General features: G+C 69.9%; 20 protein-coding genes, 5 tRNA genes and 1 pseudogene. 9 read left to right on the top strand and 17 right to left on the bottom strand.

Annotated elements, in window-relative coordinates; genetic code table 11:
* Positions 1–196: 196 nt before the first annotated feature.
* From ACZ7L7_RS20245 to ACZ7L7_RS20235, 3 genes are read right to left on the bottom strand one after another with little or no spacing between them, the layout of a single operon-like run.
* Complete coding sequence (locus ACZ7L7_RS20245) at positions 197–1,354, bottom strand: D-alanine--D-alanine ligase family protein (protein ID WP_285513639.1); 1,158 nt, start codon at positions 1,352–1,354, stop codon at positions 197–199.
* A 58-nt stretch (positions 1,355–1,412) separates the two neighbouring features.
* Positions 1,413–2,423 (bottom strand): NAD(P)H-dependent glycerol-3-phosphate dehydrogenase, encoded by a 1,011-nt coding sequence (locus ACZ7L7_RS20240; RefSeq protein WP_453604282.1) that lies wholly within the window; start codon positions 2,421–2,423, stop codon positions 1,413–1,415.
* Positions 2,420–3,199 (bottom strand): lysophospholipid acyltransferase family protein, encoded by a 780-nt coding sequence (locus tag ACZ7L7_RS20235; RefSeq protein WP_285513637.1) that lies wholly within the window; start codon positions 3,197–3,199, stop codon positions 2,420–2,422. The genes ACZ7L7_RS20240 and ACZ7L7_RS20235 overlap by 4 nt, the downstream gene beginning before the upstream one ends.
* A 156-nt stretch (positions 3,200–3,355) precedes the next feature.
* Here ACZ7L7_RS20235 and cofC point away from each other — a divergent pair, with 156 nt between their 5' ends.
* Together cofC and ACZ7L7_RS20225 are read left to right on the top strand one after the other, a co-directional pair.
* Complete coding sequence (gene cofC, locus ACZ7L7_RS20230; RefSeq protein ID WP_471427510.1) at positions 3,356–3,994, top strand: 2-phospho-L-lactate guanylyltransferase; 639 nt, start codon at positions 3,356–3,358, stop codon at positions 3,992–3,994.
* A 75-nt stretch (positions 3,995–4,069) separates the two neighbouring features.
* A complete protein-coding gene (locus ACZ7L7_RS20225; RefSeq protein WP_285513635.1) occupies positions 4,070–4,273 on the top strand; it encodes a hypothetical protein in 204 nt (67 codons plus the stop codon).
* A gap of 81 nt (positions 4,274–4,354) precedes the next feature.
* On the opposite strand, the gene ACZ7L7_RS20220 is transcribed toward ACZ7L7_RS20225, so the two are convergent.
* From ACZ7L7_RS20220 to leuC, 4 genes are all read right to left on the bottom strand, one after another.
* Positions 4,355–4,990, bottom strand: a complete 636-nt coding sequence (locus ACZ7L7_RS20220) for an HU family DNA-binding protein (RefSeq protein ID WP_285513634.1) — start codon at positions 4,988–4,990, stop codon at positions 4,355–4,357.
* A 136-nt stretch (positions 4,991–5,126) separates the two neighbouring features.
* A complete protein-coding gene (locus ACZ7L7_RS20215) occupies positions 5,127–5,357 on the bottom strand; it encodes an SCO5555 family protein (RefSeq protein ID WP_285513633.1) in 231 nt (76 codons plus the stop codon).
* Positions 5,358–5,634: 277 nt separating this feature from the next.
* Complete coding sequence (gene leuD / locus ACZ7L7_RS20210; RefSeq protein ID WP_285513632.1) at positions 5,635–6,228, bottom strand: 3-isopropylmalate dehydratase small subunit; 594 nt, start codon at positions 6,226–6,228, stop codon at positions 5,635–5,637.
* 6 nt (positions 6,229–6,234) lie between these two features.
* A complete protein-coding gene (leuC, locus tag ACZ7L7_RS20205) occupies positions 6,235–7,659 on the bottom strand; it encodes a 3-isopropylmalate dehydratase large subunit (RefSeq protein WP_285513631.1) in 1,425 nt (474 codons plus the stop codon).
* A 191-nt stretch (positions 7,660–7,850) separates the two neighbouring features.
* Here leuC and ndgR point away from each other — a divergent pair, with 191 nt between their 5' ends.
* Positions 7,851–8,567 carry an IclR family transcriptional regulator NdgR gene (ndgR, locus tag ACZ7L7_RS20200; RefSeq protein ID WP_026278050.1) on the top strand — a complete coding sequence of 239 codons (717 nt, stop codon included), beginning with the start codon at positions 7,851–7,853 and terminating at the stop codon, positions 8,565–8,567.
* A gap of 74 nt (positions 8,568–8,641) precedes the next feature.
* On the opposite strand, the gene ACZ7L7_RS20195 is transcribed toward ndgR, so the two are convergent.
* The gene (locus ACZ7L7_RS20195; RefSeq protein WP_285513630.1) at positions 8,642–9,166 is read right to left on the bottom strand and encodes a DUF4188 domain-containing protein; all 525 of its coding nucleotides are present in this window, start codon (positions 9,164–9,166) and stop codon (positions 8,642–8,644) included.
* An 89-nt stretch (positions 9,167–9,255) separates the two neighbouring features.
* On the opposite strand from ACZ7L7_RS20195, the gene ACZ7L7_RS20190 reads away from it, so the two are divergent.
* A complete protein-coding gene (locus tag ACZ7L7_RS20190) occupies positions 9,256–9,891 on the top strand; it encodes a MerR family transcriptional regulator (RefSeq protein WP_472076717.1) in 636 nt (211 codons plus the stop codon).
* Positions 9,892–9,946: 55 nt separating this feature from the next.
* Here ACZ7L7_RS20190 and ACZ7L7_RS20185 read toward each other — a convergent pair.
* From ACZ7L7_RS20185 to ACZ7L7_RS20160, 6 genes and pseudogenes are all read right to left on the bottom strand, one after another.
* Positions 9,947–10,019: transfer RNA gene (locus ACZ7L7_RS20185), tRNA-Glu, on the bottom strand.
* Positions 10,020–10,047: 28 nt separating this feature from the next.
* Positions 10,048–10,119 (bottom strand) — tRNA-Gln (locus tag ACZ7L7_RS20180).
* A 20-nt stretch (positions 10,120–10,139) separates the two neighbouring features.
* Positions 10,140–10,212, bottom strand: a tRNA-Glu gene (locus ACZ7L7_RS20175).
* A 62-nt stretch (positions 10,213–10,274) separates the two neighbouring features.
* Positions 10,275–10,347, bottom strand: a tRNA-Glu gene (locus ACZ7L7_RS20170).
* 21 nt (positions 10,348–10,368) lie between these two features.
* Positions 10,369–10,440, bottom strand: a tRNA-Gln gene (locus ACZ7L7_RS20165).
* A gap of 90 nt (positions 10,441–10,530) precedes the next feature.
* Positions 10,531–10,740 (bottom strand): annotated as a pseudogene (locus ACZ7L7_RS20160) (HAD family hydrolase); the annotation flags it as partial.
* Between the two features lie 121 nt (positions 10,741–10,861).
* Between ACZ7L7_RS20160 and ACZ7L7_RS20155 the strand changes: the two are divergent.
* A complete protein-coding gene (locus ACZ7L7_RS20155) occupies positions 10,862–11,146 on the top strand; it encodes a hypothetical protein (RefSeq protein ID WP_285513628.1) in 285 nt (94 codons plus the stop codon).
* A gap of 58 nt (positions 11,147–11,204) precedes the next feature.
* Here the strand turns inward: ACZ7L7_RS20155 and gltX are convergent, their stop codons facing one another.
* The 3 genes from gltX to ACZ7L7_RS20140 form a co-directional block, all read right to left on the bottom strand.
* A complete protein-coding gene (gene gltX / locus ACZ7L7_RS20150; protein WP_472076715.1) occupies positions 11,205–12,689 on the bottom strand; it encodes a glutamate--tRNA ligase in 1,485 nt (494 codons plus the stop codon).
* On the bottom strand, positions 12,682–13,458 hold the full coding sequence (locus tag ACZ7L7_RS20145) for a fumarylacetoacetate hydrolase family protein (protein ID WP_093725538.1): 777 nt from the start codon (positions 13,456–13,458) through the stop codon (positions 12,682–12,684). The genes gltX and ACZ7L7_RS20145 overlap by 8 nt, the downstream gene beginning before the upstream one ends.
* Before the next feature lie 80 nt (positions 13,459–13,538).
* Positions 13,539–13,724 carry a hypothetical protein gene (locus tag ACZ7L7_RS20140; protein WP_285513625.1) on the bottom strand — a complete coding sequence of 62 codons (186 nt, stop codon included), beginning with the start codon at positions 13,722–13,724 and terminating at the stop codon, positions 13,539–13,541.
* 571 nt (positions 13,725–14,295) lie between these two features.
* Between ACZ7L7_RS20140 and ACZ7L7_RS20135 the strand changes: the two genes are divergently transcribed.
* The 4 genes from ACZ7L7_RS20135 to ACZ7L7_RS20120 all read left to right on the top strand — a co-directional run bounded on the left by ACZ7L7_RS20135 (position 14,296) and on the right by ACZ7L7_RS20120 (position 19,440).
* Entirely contained in the window at positions 14,296–17,949 is a 3,654-nt protein-coding gene (locus ACZ7L7_RS20135) for a sensor histidine kinase (protein WP_471427515.1), read from the top strand.
* A 9-nt stretch (positions 17,950–17,958) separates the two neighbouring features.
* Positions 17,959–18,372 (top strand): roadblock/LC7 domain-containing protein, encoded by a 414-nt coding sequence (locus tag ACZ7L7_RS20130; protein WP_261720658.1) that lies wholly within the window; start codon positions 17,959–17,961, stop codon positions 18,370–18,372.
* Positions 18,373–18,485: 113 nt separating this feature from the next.
* Complete coding sequence (locus tag ACZ7L7_RS20125) at positions 18,486–18,884, top strand: DUF742 domain-containing protein (protein WP_285513623.1); 399 nt, start codon at positions 18,486–18,488, stop codon at positions 18,882–18,884.
* On the top strand, positions 18,865–19,440 hold the full coding sequence (locus ACZ7L7_RS20120; protein ID WP_015657619.1) for a GTP-binding protein: 576 nt from the start codon (positions 18,865–18,867) through the stop codon (positions 19,438–19,440). Before ACZ7L7_RS20125 ends, ACZ7L7_RS20120 begins: the two co-directional genes overlap by 20 nt.
* Positions 19,441–19,574 lie beyond the last annotated feature (134 nt).

Genomic DNA, 19,574 nt, shown 5'->3' with positions numbered 1-19,574 from the left:
ACGGCGGTTCCCTCCCCGGGGGCCGAGACCACCAAGCTGTGTCAGAACCTGGACAGGCTCCCGCCTGCGAAGGACGCTGACCGCGGGCTGGGGAAGCCCGGAGATCATACTGCGCTGCGGTGTGAAGCCGGCCCCGGCACCGAAAGGAGGCCATCCCCGAAGGGAATGGCCTCCTGGCAGTCGGCGTGCGGTGCGTTCAGCGCAGCCCCGTCGAGCGGCGCAGGGCCGCCTGGATGAGGCGGTCCACCAGCTCGCCGTAGGCGACTCCGCTGGCCTGCCACATCTGCGGGTACATGGAGATGGGCGTGAAGCCGGGCATCGTGTTGATCTCGTTGATCACGAACTCGCCGTCCTCGGTGAGGAAGAAGTCCGCGCGCACCAGGCCCTCGCAGGAGGCCGCCTCGAAGGCGTCCACGGCGAGCCTCTGCACCTCGGCGGTCTCCGCCTCGCTCAGCGGGGCCGGGACGATGCCGGGGGTGGAGTCGATGTACTTGGCCTCGAAGTCGTAGTAGGCGTGCGCCTCGGGCGGCGGGATCTCGGCGGGCACCGACGCGCGCGGGCCGTCCTCGAACTCCAGCACCCCGCACTCGATCTCCCGGCCGCGCAGCGCGGCCTCGACGAGGATCTTGGGGTCGTGGCGCTGCGCCTCGGCGATCGCCTCGTCCAGGCCGGAGAGGTCGTCGACCTTGGTGATGCCGATCGAGGACCCCGCGCGGGCGGGCTTCACGAACAGCGGCCAGCCGTGCTCACCGGCGAAGTCGACGATCTTCTTGCGGGCCGCCGACTCGTCCTGCCGCCACTCGCGCGGCCGGATCACCACGTACGGGCCGACCTTGAGCCCGAAGGAGGTGAACACCCGCTTCATGTACTCCTTGTCCTGGCCCACGGCCGAGGCGAGCACCCCCGCGCCCACGTACGGCACACCGGACAGCTCCAGCAGCCCCTGGAGGGTGCCGTCCTCGCCGTACGGGCCGTGCAGGACGGGGAAGACGACGTCGACGTCGCCGAGCGCCTTGGGCACCGAACCCGGCTCACTGTAGACGACTTCGCGGGTGCCCGGGTCGACGGGGAGCACCACCGTGCCCTCGCTGGACTCGGCGAGTTCCGCCACGTTGGGCGTACGGCGGTCGGCGATCGCCATGCGCTCCGGTTCGTCGGCGGTGAGCGCCCAGCGGCCGTCCTGCGTGATACCGATCGGCAGGACGTCGTACTTGGTCCGGTCGATGGCCTTGAGGACGGCGCCGGCCGTGACCACGGAGATCCCGTGCTCGGAGCTGCGGCCGCCGAACACGACGGCCACACGCGGCTTGCGAGGCGGCTGCGGAGGGCTCTGGGGGCTGTTCTCGGTGCTCATATCGCGTTGAGAGTACCCGTTGGTAGAGGCCTGATACAGCGCCGCGAACCTGCGTCGCTCACCGTCGTTCCGGCTTCGCGCTGCGCGACATCAGCTCCTTGACGGCGACCACCGGGGGCTTGCCCTCGTGCACGATGGCGACGACCGTCTCGGTGATCGGCATGTCGACGCCGTGCCTGCGGGCCAGATCCAGCACCGACTCACAGGACTTGACGCCCTCGGCGGTCTGCTTGGTGACCGCGATGGTCTCCTGCAGGGTCATGCCCTTGCCGAGGTTGGTGCCGAAGGTGTGGTTGCGCGACAGCGGCGAGGAGCAGGTGGCCACCAGGTCGCCGAGCCCGGCGAGTCCGGCGAAGGTCATCGGGTCGGCGCCGAGCGCCACCCCGAGCCGCGCGGTCTCGGCGAGGCCGCGGGTGATGAGCGAGCCCTTGGCGTTGTCGCCGAGCCCCATGCCGTCCGCGATGCCGACGGCGAGCCCGATGACGTTCTTCACCGCCCCGCCCAGCTCGCAGCCGATGACGTCGGTCTCGGTGTACGGCCTGAAGTACGGCGTGTGGCAGGCGGTCTGGAGCCGCTGGGCGACGGCGGCGTCGGTGCAGGCGACCACGGCGGCGGCCGGCATCCGCGCGGCGATCTCCCGGGCCAGGTTGGGCCCGGTGACGACGGCGACCCGGTCGGCGCCGACCTTGGCGACGTCCTCGATGACCTCGCTCATCCGCATCGCGGAGCCCAGCTCGACGCCCTTCATCAGGGAGACCAGGACCGTGCCCGGGGCGAGCAGCGGGGTCCACTCGGCGAGGTTGCCGCGCAGCGTCTGCGAGGGCACCGCGAGGACGGTGAAGTCGGCGCCGCGCGCCGCCTCGGCGGCGTCGGTGGTGGCCCGCAGGTTCTCCGGCAGCTCCACGCCGGGCAGGTAGTCGGGGTTGGTGCGGGTGGAGTTGACCGCTTCGGCCAGTTCCGGTCGCCGCCCCCACAGGGTGACCTCGCAGCCCGCGTCGGCGAGCACCATGCCGAAGGCGGTGCCCCACGAGCCGGTGCCGAAGACGGCCGCCTTGACGGGCTTGCTCACGTGCTCTTCTCCTCGTGCCCGGTCTGTGCCTGCCGTCCGTTCTGCGCCTGGCTGCGGCGTCGCTGCTCGATCCGCTCCTTGCGCGGGTCGTAGGGCGTCAGGGGCGCCTTCTCGCCGCGCAGCTCCTCCAGCTGCCGGGTGATGGCGGCCATGATGACCTCGGTGGCCTCCTTCAGGAGCTCCGGAGTCATCTCCTTGTCGTAGAAGCGCTCCAGGTCCACCGGCGGGCCCGCGAGGACGCGGGAGGTCTTGCGGGGAAGGAGACTGGGCTTCTTCGCGTACGGCGGCAGCAGTTCGTTGGCGCCCCACTGGGCGACCGGAATCACCGGGCACTTGGTCTGCAGGGCCACGCGCGCGGCACCGGTCTTGCCGGTCATGGGCCACTGGTCCGGGTCCCGGGTGATGGTGCCCTCGGGGTAGAAGGCGACGCATTCGCCCCGGTTCACGGCGTCGATCGCGGCCCGGAAGGCGCTGAGCGCGTCCGTGGTCTCGCGGTAGACGGGGATCTGGCCGGTGCCGCGCATGAAGGCGCCGACGAATCCCTTCTTGAAAAGACCGCTCTTCGCGAGGAATCGCGGAACTCGGCCGGTGTTGTACTGAAAGTGCGCGTAGGCGAAGGGATCGACGTGCGAATTGTGGTTCACCACGGTGATAAATCCGCCCTGGGCCGGAATGTGCTCCATTCCGCGCCAGTCCCGCTTGATCAGTACCACCAGCGGTGGTTTGGCGATCACCGCTGCCAAGCGATACCAGAAGCCGATTTTGCGGCGGGGCACGCGGACACCTTCCTCTAGGGCCTTGGGGGGCCGCACAAGTGTCACCCCAGGCCGACCGTCTGTCGAGAACACCGTACGCCCCACGCACCGGACCGCCAGATGGCCAAGGGTGAGAGCCGGGTGACAATGGCCGCGACAAGAGAGGTGCGAACGTTCGTGCAGTGGACCCTGGTCATACCCCTGAAGCCTCTGGCGCGGGCCAAGAGCAGGCTCTCGGACACCGCGGCCGACGCCCTGCGCCCGGCGCTCGCCCTGGCCTTCGCGCAGGACACCGTGGCGGCGGCGCTGGCCAGCGCCGTGGTACGGGATGTGGCAGTCGTCACGGACGATCCCCTGGCCGGCCGTGAGCTGGCCGCCCTCGGCGCCCGCATCGTGCCGGACACCCCCGGCGCCGGTCTGAACGCGGCCCTGGCGCACGCGGCGGCGGTGGTCCGCGCTTCCCGTCCGGAAAGCGCCCTCGCCGCCCTCAACGCGGATCTACCCGCACTGCGCCCGCCGGAATTGACCCGGGTACTGGACTCGGCCGCGCAATTCCCGCGCGCTTTTCTGCCGGACGCGGCGGCGATCGGCACCACACTGCTGACGGCCGCGCCGGGCCGGGAATTGGACCCGGAGTTCGGCCCCGATTCCCGCGCCCGCCACCGCGCCTCGGGGGCCGCGGAACTCCCCCTCACCGATGTCGATTCGGTACGCCAGGACGTGGACACCGGCGACGATCTGCGGGCGGCGCTGACACTGGGGGTGGGACGGTGGACGGCCGAGGCGGCGGCGCGGTTGATCAACGCGGGGCGGTAGCGGAGCCCGCTTCGCGCGGCCGGGATCGAGCGGCAGCGGATTCACCCGCGACCGGGTCGGCGTAGGCTGACCGTCATGCAGGCCACCGCATACACGTACGACGCCGAGACCCGCAGCGGACAGGTACTCCTGGACGACGGCACCCCCGTGCCGTTCGACACCGCGGCCTTCGACGCCGGCGGGCTGCGGCTGCTGCGCCCCGGTCAGCGGGTGCGCGTGGAGGTGGAGGGCCCGAAGGACAAGCCCCGCATCACCCTGGTGACGCTCCAGACCTTCTGAGAGGCCCCGAAAGGCCCCTGAACGCGCCGCGGGCCGGGCTCCCTGGGGAGTCCGGCCCGGCGCGTGAGTACCTCTGCGCCTCTACCTCTTGCGGGCGGTGGTCTTCTTCGCCGTGGTCTTGCGGGCGGTCGACTTCTTGGCCGGGGCCTTCTTGGCGGTCGCCTTCTTCGCGGGGGCCTTCTTCGCCGTCGCCTTCTTGGCGGTGGTGGTCTTCTTCGCCGCGGTCTTCTTGGCGGCGGCCGTGGTCTTCTTAGCCGTCGTCTTCTTCGCCGTGGTCTTCTTCGCCGCCGCCGTGGTCTTCTTGGCGGTCGTCTTCTTCGCCGTGGTCTTCTTGGCGGTGGTCTTCTTGGCCGCGGCCTTCTTGACCGTCGCGGAAGCGCCGCCGCTCAGGCTGCCCTTGGGGGCCTTCTTGACGGCCACCTCGCCGCCGCGCGGGAGCTTCTTCGAGCCGCTCACCAGGTCCTTGAAGCCCTGGCCGGCCCGGAAGCGCGGAACGGAGGTCTTCTTGACCCGAACCCGCTCGCCCGTCTGGGGGTTGCGGGCGTAACGGGCGGGGCGGTCGACCTTCTCGAACGAACCGAAGCCGGTGACGGAGACCCGCTCACCAGCGACGACCGCGCGGACGATGGCGTCCAGTACGTGGTCGACAGCATCGGCGGCCTGCTGGCGGCCGCCCATCTTGTCGGCAATCGCTTCTACGAGCTGCGCCTTGTTCACGTCTTCCCCTTCGGAGACATCGCCAGAACGAAAGTGTTCAAGCTTTTTCGCACGTTAGGCAGATATATACCGCAAATCAAACACGAAACGGGCTTATCACCCTTGTGCCGCAACGGACTCGGCGATCTTCGGAGCCTCAGCGTTCCTCGTCGGGGAGTCGACCCGCTTCGAGGTCCACCTTGAACGCCTCCAGACGCCTTGCCGCGTCGGCGAGATCGTGCTTGGCCGCGGCCGTAATGACCAGCAGCTTCCGGGTCAGCGCCATCCGTACGCCCTCCGGGACTTGCAGTGCGCGCACTGTTGTGTGCGCTTCCTTGAGTTGGTCCGCGACTGCCGCATAGAGCTCGAGTTGGCCGTCGTGTTCCATGCACAGATTGTGCCATCTGGGGCGAGTTGTCGCCTGCTCAGGGTGCAACTGCCGCCTCAAACAGCCGCCCGAGCACGGGCGGAGGCCACGGCCTCAACGCTCGACTACCCCGACAACAACCCCTCTAACGTGGGAAGTTGTGCGCCCCCCGGCGCACGCGCGCGGCGATTCGGGCCCGGACATGGCTGTACCCCCGATCGGGCCGATCGGGGGTACAACGGGGGTGTTGGGGTGGCCGAATCTCGACCTGTTCAGTTGCGGCGGACTCCGCCCGGCGTCACGCCTGCAGCGTCTGCGGCTTGAACGACGGCCGCTTCGCCTCGTACGCGGCGATGTCGGCCTCGTTCTGGAGCGTGATGGAGATGTCGTCCAGGCCGTTCAGCAGCCGCCAGCGGGAGTTCTCGTCCAGCTCGAAAGCGGCGGTGATGCCCTCGGCGCGCACCTCGCGGCTCTCCAGGTCGACGGTGATCTCGGCCTCGGGGTCCTGCTCGGTCAGCTCCCACAGGGCGTCCACGATCTTCTGCTCCAGAACCACCGTGAGCAGGCCGTTCTTGAGCGAGTTGCCGCGGAAGATATCGGCGAACCGGGAGGAGATGACGGCCTTGAAGCCGTAGTTCTGCAGCGCCCAGACCGCGTGCTCACGGGAGGAGCCGGTGCCGAAGTCGGGGCCGGCGACCAGAACGGTCGCGCCCTTGCGCTCGGGCTGGTTGAGGATGAACTTCTCGTCCTTGCGCCAGGCCTCGAACAGCCCGTCCTCGAAACCGTCCCGGGTCACCTTCTTGAGCCAGTGAGCAGGGATGATCTGGTCGGTGTCGACGTTGGAGCGGCGCAGCGGGACGGCCCGGCCGGTGTGCGTGGTGAATGCTTCCATGACTGATCAGACTCCAGCGGCGACAGGGGCGTCGGACAGGTCGGCGGGCGAGGCCAGGTGGCCCAGTACGGCGGTCGCGGCGGCGACCTGCGGCGACACCAGGTGGGTACGGCCGCCCTTGCCCTGCCTGCCCTCGAAGTTGCGGTTGGAGGTGGACGCGGAGCGCTCACCGGGGGCGAGCTGGTCGGGGTTCATGCCCAGACACATGGAGCAGCCCGCGTGCCGCCATTCGGCGCCGGCCTCCTTGAAGACCACGTCCAGACCCTCGGAGACGGCCTGCAGACCGACCCGCGCGGAGCCCGGGACAACCAGCATCCGTACGCCGTCGGCGACTTTGCGGCCCTTGAGCAGCTCGGCGGCGGCCCGCAGGTCCTCGATGCGGCCGTTGGTGCAGGAACCTACGAAGACGGTGTCCACCTTGATGGAGCGCAGCGGCTGACCGGCCTCCAACCCCATGTATTCCAGGGCCTTTTCGGCGGCCAGGCGCTCCGAAGCGTCTTCGTACGAAGCCGGGTCGGGGACGGACGCCGAAAGCGGCGCGCCCTGGCCGGGGTTGGTGCCCCAGGTGACGAACGGCGACAGTTCGGAGGCCTCGATGACGACCTCGGCGTCGAACTCGGCGTCCTCGTCCGTCTTCAGCGTCTTCCAGTACGCGACGGCGGCGTCCCAGTCCTCGCCCTTGGGCGCGTGCGGGCGGCCCTTGAGGTACTCGAAGGTGGTCTCGTCCGGGGCGATCATGCCCGCGCGGGCGCCGGCCTCGATCGACATGTTGCAGATGGTCATCCGGGCCTCCATCGAGAGCTTCTCGATGGCGGAGCCGCGGTACTCCAGGACGTAGCCCTGGCCGCCGCCGGTGCCGATCCTCGCGATGATCGCCAGGATCAGGTCCTTGGCGGTGACACCCTCGGGCAGTTCGCCGTTGACCGTGATGGCCATGGTCTTCGGGCGGACCATGGGCAGCGTCTGGGTGGCCAGCACATGCTCCACCTGGGAGGTGCCGATGCCGAACGCCAGGCCGCCGAAGGCGCCGTGCGTGGAGGTGTGGGAGTCGCCGCAGACCACGGTCATACCGGGCTGGGTCAGACCCAGCTGCGGGCCGACGACATGCACGACGCCCTGCTCGACGTCGCCCAGCGGGTGCAGCCGCACCCCGAACTCGGCGGCGTTCTTGCGCAGCGTCTCCAGCTGGACCCGGGAGACCGGGTCGGCGATGGGCTTGTCGATGTCGAGGGTCGGGGTGTTGTGATCCTCGGTGGCGATGGTCAGGTCGAGCCGGCGCACCTGGCGGCCGCTCTTGCGGAGGCCGTCGAACGCCTGCGGGCTGGTCACCTCGTGCAGCAGGTGCAGATCGATGTAGAGGAGGTCGGGCTCGCCCTCGGCGCGCCGGACGACGTGGTCGTCCCAGACCTTCTCCGCGAGTGTCCTACCCATCGCTTTCCCTCCGGCCGGCAAAGGTGTGCCCGGCCCAACTAGAGATCTTCCGTAAGCGGCGCCCGGCCCCCTGGATTTCCGGGCAGCCGCCGCCAGGCCCGTTGGTCTGCGGGCCGCTGTGTCTCCAAGGGTTGCGCGTCTCACGAAAAAAGGAACTTGCGTTTCACAGAGTGAGACGTGAGTATCGTTGCATGGACAACAGTAGCGGCGTCGGCGTTCTGGACAAGGCAGCCCTTGTCCTGAGCGCTCTGGAGTCCGGTCCGGCCACCCTCGCGGGGCTCGTGGCCGCCACCGGACTGGCACGGCCCACGGCCCATCGTCTGGCCGTGGCCCTGGAACACCACCGTATGGTGGCGCGTGACATGCAGGGCCGTTTCATTCTCGGCCCTCGGCTCGCTGAACTGGCCGCGGCGGCCGGTGAGGACCGTCTCCTCGCCACGGCCGGCCCGGTGCTCACGCATCTGCGTGACGTCACGGGCGAGAGCGCCCAGCTCTACCGCCGCCAGGGCGACATGCGGATCTGTGTCGCGGCGGCGGAGCGGCTCTCCGGCCTCCGGGACACCGTCCCGGTCGGCTCCACGCTCACGATGAAGGCGGGCTCCTCGGCCCAGATCCTGATGGCCTGGGAGGAGCCCGAGCGCCTGCACCGCGGTCTGCAGGGCGCCCGGTTCACGGCGACGGCGCTGTCGGGCGTACGGCGCCGCGGCTGGGCCCAGTCGATCGGCGAGCGCGAGCCGGGCGTGGCCTCGGTCTCCGCGCCCGTACGCGGCCCCTCCAACCGCGTGGTGGCCGCCGTCTCGGTCTCCGGCCCCATCGAGCGCCTCACGCGCCATCCGGGCCGTATGCACGCCCAGGCGGTCATCGACGCCGCCGCCCGCCTCTCCGAGGCCCTGCGCCGCAGCGGCTGACGCCCCCCGGAACGGCAAGCGGGGAGGACCTGCCTCAACGCCGCGGCAGGCCCTCCCCGTCCCCCGATCCCCCGTCAGCCTGTCCCCTCGGGCACCTTCGCCTGCTTCGACCGGTACGCGAACCGGTCCTTCGCGGTGCGCCCGCGCCGCTCCACCGGCACCTGGCCGTGGGCCGCCGCGAGCCCGAAGGCCGGCATGTCGAAGTAGATCGCCTCGTAGGACCCCTCCGGCACGACGTACGCCTCGTGCCACAGCCCCACGTGCCGGTTCGCCTTGCCCTGCTTCTCCTTGCGGTTGAGGATCTGCCAGGCCCGCCGGTGGAACATGTCCGGCGCGTGCGCGTAGGCGTAGAGCTTCTCCTTGGACTCCCAGTACTGGACGACGTAGTACGTCCGCGGCGAGGCCGTCAGCAGGACGTGGCCGAGCAGTCCGCGCTCGGGCTCCTTGCCCAGCTCGCGCAGCATCCGCGGCATGGCCGTCAGCACCGGCAGCCAGTGGTGCACGGCCCAGAAGTGGTTGATGCGCATGCCGATCAGCAGGACGACCGCGTCGCCCTCGACATTGGCGGTGGTCCGGCCCGAGACGGGCTTGGCGAACATGACGAGCCCCCGTTCCCCGCGTTGGATAGCGGCGCTATCCTTCTGTTCGGTGCTTGGATAGTGACACTCCCCAACGAAAGGCGCAAGAGATGCGGCTGGCCGAACTGAGCGAGCGCAGCGGGGTGTCCACCGCGACGATCAAGTACTACCTGCGCGAAGGGCTGTTGGCGCCCGGCCGCCAGGTCAACGCGACCACCGCCGAATACGACGAGGAGCATCTGCGCCGGCTGCGGCTGATCCGCGCGATGATCCAGGTCGGCCGGATCCCGGTGGCCACCGTGCGCGAGGTGCTGACCCACGTCGACGACGACTCCCTGCCCCGCACCATTCGCCTGGGCGCCTCGGTGTGGGCGCTGCCACAGGTGCCGGAGCCGGACGCCGACGACGAATTCGTACAGGGCTCGCGGGCCGCGATGGAGGAGTTGCTGGGCACGCTGGGCTGGACCCACGCGCAGTCCCTGGCCCCCCTCTCCCCCGCTTTCCGCTCGCTCGTGGTCGCGGCGGCGGCGCTGCGCCGGCTCGGCTACGACTGGGGCGCCGAACGTCTCGTGCCCTACGCCCGGTTGATGCACCAGGTGGCCGAGCTGGACCTGGACTTCATGGAGGCGCATGTCTCGGAGGCGGAGGTCGCGGTGCTCGGCGTGGTCCTGGTCGAGCCGATGCTGCGGGCGCTGCACCACCTGGCACAGGAGGAGGAGTCGGCGCGCAGGTACGGCCTGGAGTGAGCGCCCCGGGAACGCCGAAGGCCCTCCACCGAAGTGGAGGGCCTTTCGTGATGCGTACCCCCGACCGGATTCGAACCGGCGCTACCGCCTTGAGAGGGCGGCGTGCTAGGCCGCTACACAACGGGGGCGTGGAGCCTGCGTTTCCGCAGGTCCGAGCTGGTCTACCTGGACTCGAACCAAGACTAACTGAACCAGAATCAGTCGTGCTGCCAATTACACCATAGACCAATGTGGTTTAGACCAGTCAGTACCCCCGACCGGATTCGAACCGGCGCTACCGCCTTGAGAGGGCGGCGTGCTAGGCCGCTACACAACGGGGGCCCTAGCGATCCTGCATCAGGTACGGAGGGAGCTACCCGAACCGTTCCCGCGGGAAGGATCTGTACCCCCGACCGGATTCGAACCGGCGCTACTGCCTTGAGAGGGCAGCGTGCTAGGCCGCTACACAACGGGGGCTTTGCAGATGAGCTCTGCGAGCTGGCCTACCTGGACTCGAACCAAGACTAACTGAACCAGAATCAGTCGTGCTGCCAATTACACCATAGGCCACTGGAACGCAAGCCCCGAAGGGATCTTGTTCTAGTTCGCGCTTCCGGTCACCGGCCTTTCGGCCCGCTCCCCGGCGGCGCAGGAAGAACATTACCCGAAGGTGGACGGGGCTCCAAAACGGGTATCCGCGCCGAGCAGCGCGGGGAGTTCGGCGAGGGTCGCGATGCGGTGCGGGCCGACGGGGGCGTCGGCGGCGCCGGGCAGGGCGCCCCGGTCGATCCAGACCGACACCAGGCCCGCCTCGGCGGCACCGCGCGCGTCGATCTCGGGGTGGTCCCCGACGTAGGTCACCTCGTGGGGTGCCGGCGGCCAGGGACGTCCCGAGCTCGGCGCAGGGGCGCCCGGCACGGCCTGCGGGCGGGCAGGCAGGGGGTCCGGGAAGGGTGCCCGGCGCCGCGGCACGGCTGACACACTGGTGCTCATGAGCGCGTACCGTGTCCAGTTCACCGTCGAGGCCCGTGCGACATTCGACGGCCTGCCTGAAGAACGCCGGGCACAGTTGGACACGGCCGTACGGATACTGGCCCGGGACCCGTTCCGGAAGAACTCGACAGCGCAGCTCGGCCCGGACGAGCATCTGCGCAAGGCCTATGTCGCCCCCGGCATGATGCTTGAGTACATGGTGGCCGGAGCGATCATGGTCGTCGTCGTACTGGAGGTCTTCGACGAGAGCGCCTACCTGATCGACGAGGCGGACGCGCGCTGAGTTCAAGCAGTGAGGGGCGGCACCCGGACCGGGTGCCGCCCCTCACTTGTGCTTCAGCTCACGCGGAGAGCTTCGCCAGCGCCGCGTCGATGCGGGCCAGCGTCGTCTCCTTGCCGAGGATCTCCAGGGACTCGAAGAGCGGCAGGCCGACGGTGCGGCCGGTGACGGCCACCCGGACCGGCGCCTGGGCCTTGCCGAGCTTGAGGCCGTGCGCCTCGCCGGCCGCCAGGACAGCCTCCTTGAGGGACTCCGGGCTCGTCCAGTCGGCCGCCTCCAGCTTCTCGCGGGCCGTGCGCAGCAGGGCGTCGCTGCCCTCCTTCATCGCCTTCGTCCAGCTCGCCTCGTCGAAGACCGGCTCCGGCAGGAACAGGAAGTCGACGTTGTCGGTGATCTCCGACAGGACCTTCAGGCGGGTCTGGGCGTGCGGGGCGATCGCCTGCCACTTGGCCTCGTCGAAGTCCTCCGGGGCCCAGGGGGCGAAGGGGGCCTTCAGCCAGGGGGCGCAGCGCTCGGTGAAGTCCTTCACATCGAGCATGCGGATGTGGTCGCCGTTGATGGCCTCGCACTTCTTCAGGTCGAAGCGGGCCGGGTTGGGGTTGACGTCCTGGACGTCGAAGGCGGCGACCATCTCGTCCATCGTGAAGATGTCCTGGTCGGCGGAGAGCGACCAGCCGAGCAGCGAGAGGTAGTTGAGCAGGCCCTCGGGCAGGAAGCCGCGCTCGCGGTAGAGGTTGAGCGAGGACTGCGGGTCACGCTTGGAGAGCTTCTTGTTGCCCTCGCCCATGACGTAGGGCAGGTGGCCGAAGGCGGGGGTCTGCTTGGCGATGCCCAGGTCCTTGAGCGCCTTGTACAGGGCGATCTGCCGGGGCGTGGAGGAGAGCAGGTCCTCGCCGCGCAGGACGTGGGTGATCTCCATCAGGGCGTCGTCGACCGGGTTGACCAGCGTGTACAGCGGCGCCCCGTTGGCGCGGACGATGCCGTAGTCCGGCACGTTCTCCGGGGTGAAGGTCAGCTCGCCGCGGACCAGGTCGGTGAAGGTGATCGTCTCGTCGGGCATGCGGAAGCGGACGATCGGGGCGCGTCCCTGGGCCTGGTACTCGGCGACCTGCTCGGGGCTCAGCTCGCGGCAGTGGCCGTCGTAGCCCGACGGCTTGCCGGCGGCGCGGGCGGCCTCGCGGCGGCTGTCCAGCTCCTCCTGGGAGCAGTAGCAGTGGTAGGCGTACCCGCCGTCCAGCAGCTTCTGGGCCACGTCGCGGTAGAGGTCCATGCGCTGCGACTGGCGGTAGGGCGCGTGCGGGCCGCCGACCTCGGGGCCCTCGTCCCAGTCGAAGCCCAGCCAGCGCATCGAGTCCAGCAGCTGCTCGTAGGACTCCTCGGAGTCGCGGGCTGCGTCGGTGTCCTCGATGCGGAAGACCAGGGTGCCGCCGTGGTGCTTGGCGAACGCCCAGTTGAACAGGGCGGTGCGGACCAGGCCCACGTGGGGGTTGCCGGTCGGCGACGGGCAGAAACGGACGCGGACGGGGGAGGCGGGTGCGCTAGCCACGCTTGACAACCTTGTTGGTGAGAGTGCCGATGCCTTCGATGCTGACGGAGACCTCGTCGCCGACAGCCAGGGGGCCGACCCCGGCGGGGGTGCCCGTGAGGATCACGTCGCCGGGGAGCAGCGTCATGGCCTCGGTGATGTTGACGATCAGATCCTCGATGGAGTGGATCATCTCGCTGGTGCGGCCGAGCTGCCGCTGCTGCCCGTTGACGGTGAGCTGGACGGTCAGGTCGGAGGGGTCCAGGTCGGTCTCGACCCAGGGGCCCAGCGGGCAGGAGGTGTCGAAGCCCTTGGCCCGCGCCCACTGCTTCTCGCGCCGCTGTACGTCGCGGGCGGTGATGTCGTTGGCGCAGGTGTAGCCGAGGATCACGTCCTTGACCCGCTCGCGCGGGACCTCCCGGCACATCCGGCCGATGACCACGGCCAGCTCGGCCTCGTGGTGCAGTTCCTCGGAGAAGGCGGGGTACTGGATCTCGTCGCCCGGTCCGATCACGGAGGTGGACGGCTTGAAGAAGGCGAAGGGCGCGTCCGGGACCTCGTTGCCCAGCTCGCGGGCGTGCTCCGCGTAGTTGCGGCCGAAGGCCACGACCTTGTTGGGGAGCACCGGGGGCAGCAGCCGTACCTTGCTCAGCGGGACCTTGGTGCCGGAGAGCTCGAATTCCGCGAACGGGATGCCCTTGATGATGTCGAGGACGAGCTCGTCAGGCTTGTCGCCCTCGACCGCGCCGAAGGCGACGTTCCCGTCGATGGAGAATCTGGCGATGCGCACGGGATGCTTGGCCCCTTGACTGAACCGGCTGGAGTCTGACGCTCCAGGCTAGCGCGGTCGGGGCGGCGCACCTCGCGGCATTACTCCGCGGCGGTGGCGCTCGGGATCGTGTCCAGGACCGTGCGGCGCGGGTTGGCCGTCTGGGTCGGCAGCTCGACGGGGTGCTCCGGCAGTTCCGGGGTCTGCAGTTCGTCGGCTCCGTCGAGGTGGGCCAGCGTCGTGCGCCGCGGGTTGGCTATGGTGCGGAACATCATCGTCGTCTTCACGGTGGTACGAACCCTGTCGTCTGTGGTGGGGTGAGTGGGCAGATCGCGCCCTCTTGTAAAGCGTCAGGCTAAACATCCGTTTCCCCGGAGAAGACGTGAAGACCCCATGATCTGTATGTGAGTTTGCTCACGGGTTCAGGCTCAAACCGGTCAAATCCGGCCCCCAAGCCACCCCAACGAAACGGACATTGCGCACCTGAAGCAGTCATTCCGCTCCTGATCATGTCGACTGGGACACGGGACGTACCCTTGCAACTCGCTCTTATAAGTCCGTTTTGGGGTGAATCACTTTCTACACACCGTGACTCAGCACCCACAAGGTGTCACCTAGGTCACGGCTCGGTCCACGGCCCTTGTTGGAGTTCCTGCACTGTGCTGGAATTCCACGGACCGCCGCAGGTTCGTACCGGCGCGCAAGGGCGCAACAGCGCCGAGTGGCGGCGGAAGGGGGAGCCAGCGCCGGTCACTCAACGACCATCAGAGGACGTAATTCAGGTACGTCTTCTACTTACGCCGACACCGTCCTGTCCGTTCAACCGGCGGGGCGCCTGGTCCAGAGGTTGCGACGCTAGTGCAGGGACGTTTCAAGAGGGATGGCAGTGCTTCGGCGGAGCCGGAGCTGCACGGCGGGACTGGCCCCAATGCCGGCAGTCCCTCGCCCCAGCACGCCCAGAGCCCGGGTCAGGCCCCGTCCGCCGACGGCGGTGCGGCCTCCTCGGGCCAGGCGAGCCCCACGGCCCCGGCGGTGAAGCCGCCGCAGGGTGCCCCCAACCCGGGTCCGCGAATAGCCCTGCGCAACTGGCGTATCTCCACGCGCCTGGTGTCGCTGCTGGCTCTTCCGGTCGTCGCGGCCACGTCGCTGGGCGCTCTGCGTATCAGCGACTCCATGGACGACATGCAGCAGCTCGACAACATGAAGCTGCTGACGGACATGACCAAGCAGGCGACCGAGCTGGCCGCCGCGCTCCAGGAGGAGCGCGACCAGTCCGCCGGTCCGCTCTCGCACGGTGAGAAGGCGACCGGCTACACGGTCAAGGGCTTCACGGACAAGACCGACCGGCTGCGCGAGAACTTCATCGAGTCCGCGGAAGAGGTCGACACCTCCGACACCAACCTCCAGGGCGTCCACGACACCCTCGTCGGTGTCGTCCGCGACCTGCGCACGCTGACCAACATCCGCCGCGACGCCTACCAGGCCAAGGACAACTCCACCCAGACGGTCGAGGCGTACCACCGGCTGATCGAGAACCTGCTGGACCTGTCCCAGGACATGGCGCAGGCGACCAGCAACCCGGACATGATCCAGCGCACCCGCGCGCTCGCGGCCTTCTCCTCCGCCAAGGAGTACGCCTCCATCCAGCGCGCGGTGCTCGCCTCGGCGCTGCCGGTGAACAACAAGTCCGCCGGCTCCCTCTCCGACAACGACCGGCTCTACGCCCAGTCGGCGCTGACCAGCCAGACCTCCGAACTCGCCTCCTTCAAGGCGATCTACGGCGGTGACGAGGCGGCCGAGCTGCTCAAGCCGGTCCAGGAGGGCAACTCCACGATCCAGGCCACCGAAACCTACGGCGAACGCGCCATCACCAGTGGTCTGGCCACGGTGGACCGGCGCTCGTACAAGGACTGGGTGGACGACAGCTCGATCAAGATCGAGCAGATGGGCAACATCGAGCGCACGCTCCTGGAGCAGATGGAGCAGAAGGCCCGCGAGCTGCGCAACGAGTCCGAGCGCGACGCGATCATCTCCGGTGCGCTGATCCTGCTCGTGCTCGGTGTCTCCCTGGTCGGCGCCTTCGTGGTGGCCCGCTCCATGATCCGCTCGCTGCGCCGTCTGGAGGAGACCGCCACCAAGGTCGCTTCGGACCGACTGCCCGAGCTGGTCAAGCAGCTGTCCGAGTCCGACCCGCAGGACGTGGACACGTCCGTGGAGTCGGTCGGTGTGCACTCCCGGGACGAGATCGGCCGAGTGGCCGCGGCCTTCGACGACGTGCACCGCGAGGCGGTCCGCCTCGCCGCCGAGCAGGCCCTGCTGCGGGGCAACGTCAACGCGATGTTCACCAACCTCTCGCGCCGCTCCCAGGGTCTTATCCAGCGTCAGCTCTCGCTGATCTCCGAACTGGAGTCCCGCGAGGCCGACCCGGACCAGCTGTCCTCGCTGTTCAAGCTCGACCACCTCGCCACCCGCATGCGCCGTAACGGTGAGAACCTCCTCGTTCTCGCCGGTGAAGAGCCCGGCCGCCGCTGGACCCGCCCGGTCCCGCTGGTCGACGTGCTCCGCGCCGCCGCGTCCGAGGTGGAGCAGTACGAGCGCATCGAGCTGGCCTCCGTGCCGTCCACCGAAGTGGCCGGACGCGTGGTCAACGACCTCGTGCACCTGCTCGCCGAGCTGCTGGAGAACGCCACCTCGTTCTCCTCCCCGCAGACCAAGGTCAAGGTCACCGGTCACGCCCTGCCCGACGGCCGGGTGCTGATCGAGATCCACGACACCGGTATCGGCCTGTCCCCCGAGGACCTCGCGGCGATCAACGAGCGGCTCGCCTCGCCGCCCACCGTGGACGTCTCCGTCTCCCGCCGCATGGGTCTGTTCGTGGTCGGTCGTCTGTCGCAGCGGCACGGCATCCGCATCCAGCTGCGCCCGTCCGACTCCGGTGGTACGACCGCGCTGGTCATGCTCCCCGTCGACGTCGCCCAGGGCGGCAAGAAGCCCGGACCGGGCAAGCCCGGCCAGGGCGGCCCGTCCGGCGGTCCCGCCGCCGCGCAGGCCGCCGCCGGTGCGGCCGCCGCCCGCCGCCAGGCCGCCGCGGGCGGTTCGCTCGGCGCCGGTTCGCCCTCCGGCGGACTGCTCGGCGCCGGTCAGGGACCGCGTGCCGCGCTGCCCGGCCGGGACGGCGCGGGCCGCCCTGCCCCGCGGGCACCGCAGCAGCCCCCGGCCGGTCCCCCGCCGGGCCGTCCGGCCCCGCAGACCGCCTCCGCCTTCGGGCAGGCGCCCGCCGCGCCGCAGGGCCTGCAGTCCTCGGGCAACGGTGCCGGCCAGGACGCCTTCGGCAACAACCGTCCCGCCCCGTCCGCGTCCCAGGGTCAGGACGCCTTCGGTGGCGGTCGCCCGACGCCCCCCGCCCCGCAGCAGCAGGCGGGCGGCAAGTCGGAGCAGGGCAACACCGGCCGCCGCCGTCGGCCGCAGCTTCCCGGGGCCCGTCGCGGCCCGCGGGCCGAGCTGCCGGGCGCCGGCGCGGGTGCCGGTCAGCCGCGCACCCCGAGCTGGAGCGACGAGAACGCCCAGCCGTCCGTGCCGCGTGCCTCGCTGGACGCCCCGCGCGGCCACGACGAGCAGGACCCGGCGCAGACCTCCCGGATGCCGCGGATCGACGACCGTCAGGGCCCGGCCGCGACGGCCGAGATGCCCGCGGTCCCGCGCGACGGCGGCCGCCCGGTCCCGTCGTACGACTCCGGGCAGAACACCGGCCAGTTCCCGCAGCCGGGCGTGCCGCAGAACACGGGCCAGGACACGGGCCAGTTCGCCCGCCAGGACCTCTACGGTCCGGCCGCGAGCCAGTCCACGGGTCAGTTCCCGGCCCCGACCGGCTACGACAACGGCTCGACCGGCCAGCACCCCCTGCCGCCGCGGCAGGACCCGTCGAGCACGGGTCAGTTCGAGCGGCCCCAGGTGGGCGGCCCGGCCGACTACAGCCCGCCGCGTCCGGCCACTCCGCCGCGTCCGCCGGCCCGCCGGCCCGAGCCGGAGGCGCTGCCCCCGGCCACCGGTCCCGGTGACGGACGGACGCCGCTGTACGACACGCTGGAGACCAACTGGTTCCGCGGCCAGCGCGGCCAGCAGAACCAGGGCCAGGGCCAGCCGGGCGGTGCCGCGCCCGCTCCGGCCCAGCCGCAGTCTCCGGCACCGCAAGCTTCCGCTCCGCAGCGTCCGGCCGCGACCGGCTGGCGCAGCTCGCCGAACGACGATCTCGTCCGGCAGGCAGAGCGGGTCCGTCAGCCGGCCGCGGGCGGGGTCACCACCTCCGGCCTGCCACGGCGGGTGCCCCGGGCGAACCTCGTCCCGGGCACGGCTCAGCAGCAACAGCACCAAGCCGGTCCGCAGGTCTCGCGTGCGCCTGACGACGTGCGCGGGCGGCTGACCAATCTCCGTCGGGGTATCGCGCAGGGTCGTCAGGCCGGTAACGGCCAGACCGGCAGCTTCCCGAGCCCCACTCACCAGCAGGAGCGTTAGTTGAGCCAGATGAGCCAGGCGGCACAGAATCTCAACTGGTTGATCACCAACTTCGTGGACAACACCCCCGGGGTGTCCCACACCGTCGTCGTGTCCGCCGACGGTCTTCTGCTGGCGCTCTCGGAGGGTTTCCCGCGCGACCGAGCCGACCAGCTGGCGGCCGTCGCGTCCGGACTGACCTCGCTCACGGCCGGCGCCTCCCGGATCTTCGAGGGCGGCGACGTGGCACAGACCGTTGTGGAGATGGAGAGGGGATTCCTCTTCCTCATGTCCATCTCCGACGGCTCGTCCCTGGCCGTACTCGCGCACCCGGAGTGCGACATCGGCCTCGTCGGCTACGAGATGGCGCTGCTGGTGGATCGGGCGGGCGCGGTGCTCACGCCCGATCTCCGTGCCGAGCTGCAAGGCAGTCTGCTCCACTGACCCATCTCGGATCCACCCGCCTCACCAAATCACCGTCAGGCCGACACAAGTCCCCCCACCGGCCCCGTTCCGACGGCACGACTGACCCACTTGCTGTCCCGCCCGGAGGATTCATGACCCCGCCCAACGCCTCTCATGATCCGTACGCGGAGCCGTACGAGGATGAGGGCGACCAGCCGCTGGTCCGTCCCTATGCGATGACCGGTGGCCGGACCCGGCCGCGCTACCAGTTGGCCATCGAGGCCCTGATCAGTACCACGGCCGACCCGGCAGCGCTCATGGGGCTGCTCCCGGAGCACCAGCGCATCTGCCATCTGTGCCGAGAGGTCAAGTCGGTCGCCGAGGTCTCGGCGCTGCTGGCCATGCCTCTCGGTGTCGCCCGGATCCTCGTCGCGGACCTCGCGGAGGCCGGGCTTGTCGCCATTCACCAGCCGGGTGGCGACGAGAACAACGGCGGCGCTCCGGATGTGACGCTGCTCGAAAGGGTGCTCAGTGGACTTCGCAAGCTCTGACGGAGGCCGGGCGACCACCTCCGCGAAGATCGTGGTGGCGGGTGGCTTCGGCGTCGGCAAGACGACGTTCGTCGGCGCCGTCTCCGAGATCAACCCGCTGCGCACGGAAGCCGTCATGACGTCCGCGAGCGCGGGCATCGACGACCTGACCCACACCGGGGACAAGACGACCACCACGGTCGCCATGGACTTCGGCCGTATCACCCTGGACCAGGACCTGATCCTCTACCTGTTCGGTACGCCCGGACAGGACCGCTTCTGGTTCATGTGGGACGACCTGGTGCGCGGTGCCATCGGCGCGGTCGTGCTGGTGGACACCCGGCGTCTGGCGGACTGCTTCCCGGCGGTGGACTACTTCGAGAACAGCGGACTGCCGTTCGTCGTGGCCCTCAACGGCTTCGACGGGCACCAGCCGTACGCGCCCGAGGAGGTGCGCGAGGCCCTGCAGATCGGGCCCGACACCCCCATCATCACCACGGACGCCCGGCACCGCTCCGACGCCAAGAGTGCGCTGATCACGCTGGTCGAGCACGCTCTGATGGCGCGACTGCGGTAAGCGGGCAATTCAGCCATCGCGTACGGCAGTTGCCGTAGGAATTCCGGAGCCGGCTGTGGCCTTTGACACGGTCGGCTCCGGTGTTCATAACGTTTCGGCAGAGGAATCGAGTGGGGCGGCCACGCGTCGCGGTC

This window comes from Streptomyces sp. NPDC110618 (genome assembly GCF_055657065.1).
Note: the sequence above shows the minus strand (reverse complement) of the source record. Positions and strands in the feature narration are given on the sequence as shown.

Bases quoted from the DNA above. Each gene is read 5' to 3' on its own strand.
- ACZ7L7_RS20215 (WP_285513633.1), bottom strand. From the start codon at position 5,357: ATGGAACACGACGGCCAACTCGAGCTCTATGCGGCAGTCGCGGACCAA.
- ndgR (WP_026278050.1), top strand. From the start codon at position 7,851: ATGGACAACAGTAGCGGCGTCGGCGTTCTGGACAAGGCAGCCCTTGTC.
- leuC (WP_285513631.1), bottom strand. From the start codon at position 7,659: ATGGGTAGGACACTCGCGGAGAAGGTCTGGGACGACCACGTCGTCCGG.
- ACZ7L7_RS20130 (WP_261720658.1), top strand. From the start codon at position 17,959: ATGAGCCAGGCGGCACAGAATCTCAACTGGTTGATCACCAACTTCGTG.
- leuD (WP_285513632.1), bottom strand. From the start codon at position 6,228: ATGGAAGCATTCACCACGCACACCGGCCGGGCCGTCCCGCTGCGCCGC.
- ACZ7L7_RS20190 (WP_472076717.1), top strand. From the start codon at position 9,256: ATGCGGCTGGCCGAACTGAGCGAGCGCAGCGGGGTGTCCACCGCGACG.
- ACZ7L7_RS20125 (WP_285513623.1), top strand. From the start codon at position 18,486: ATGACCCCGCCCAACGCCTCTCATGATCCGTACGCGGAGCCGTACGAG.
- ACZ7L7_RS20195 (WP_285513630.1), bottom strand. From the start codon at position 9,166: ATGTTCGCCAAGCCCGTCTCGGGCCGGACCACCGCCAATGTCGAGGGC.
- ACZ7L7_RS20155 (WP_285513628.1), top strand. From the start codon at position 10,862: ATGAGCGCGTACCGTGTCCAGTTCACCGTCGAGGCCCGTGCGACATTC.
- ACZ7L7_RS20225 (WP_285513635.1), top strand. From the start codon at position 4,070: ATGCAGGCCACCGCATACACGTACGACGCCGAGACCCGCAGCGGACAG.
- ACZ7L7_RS20245 (WP_285513639.1), bottom strand. From the start codon at position 1,354: ATGAGCACCGAGAACAGCCCCCAGAGCCCTCCGCAGCCGCCTCGCAAG.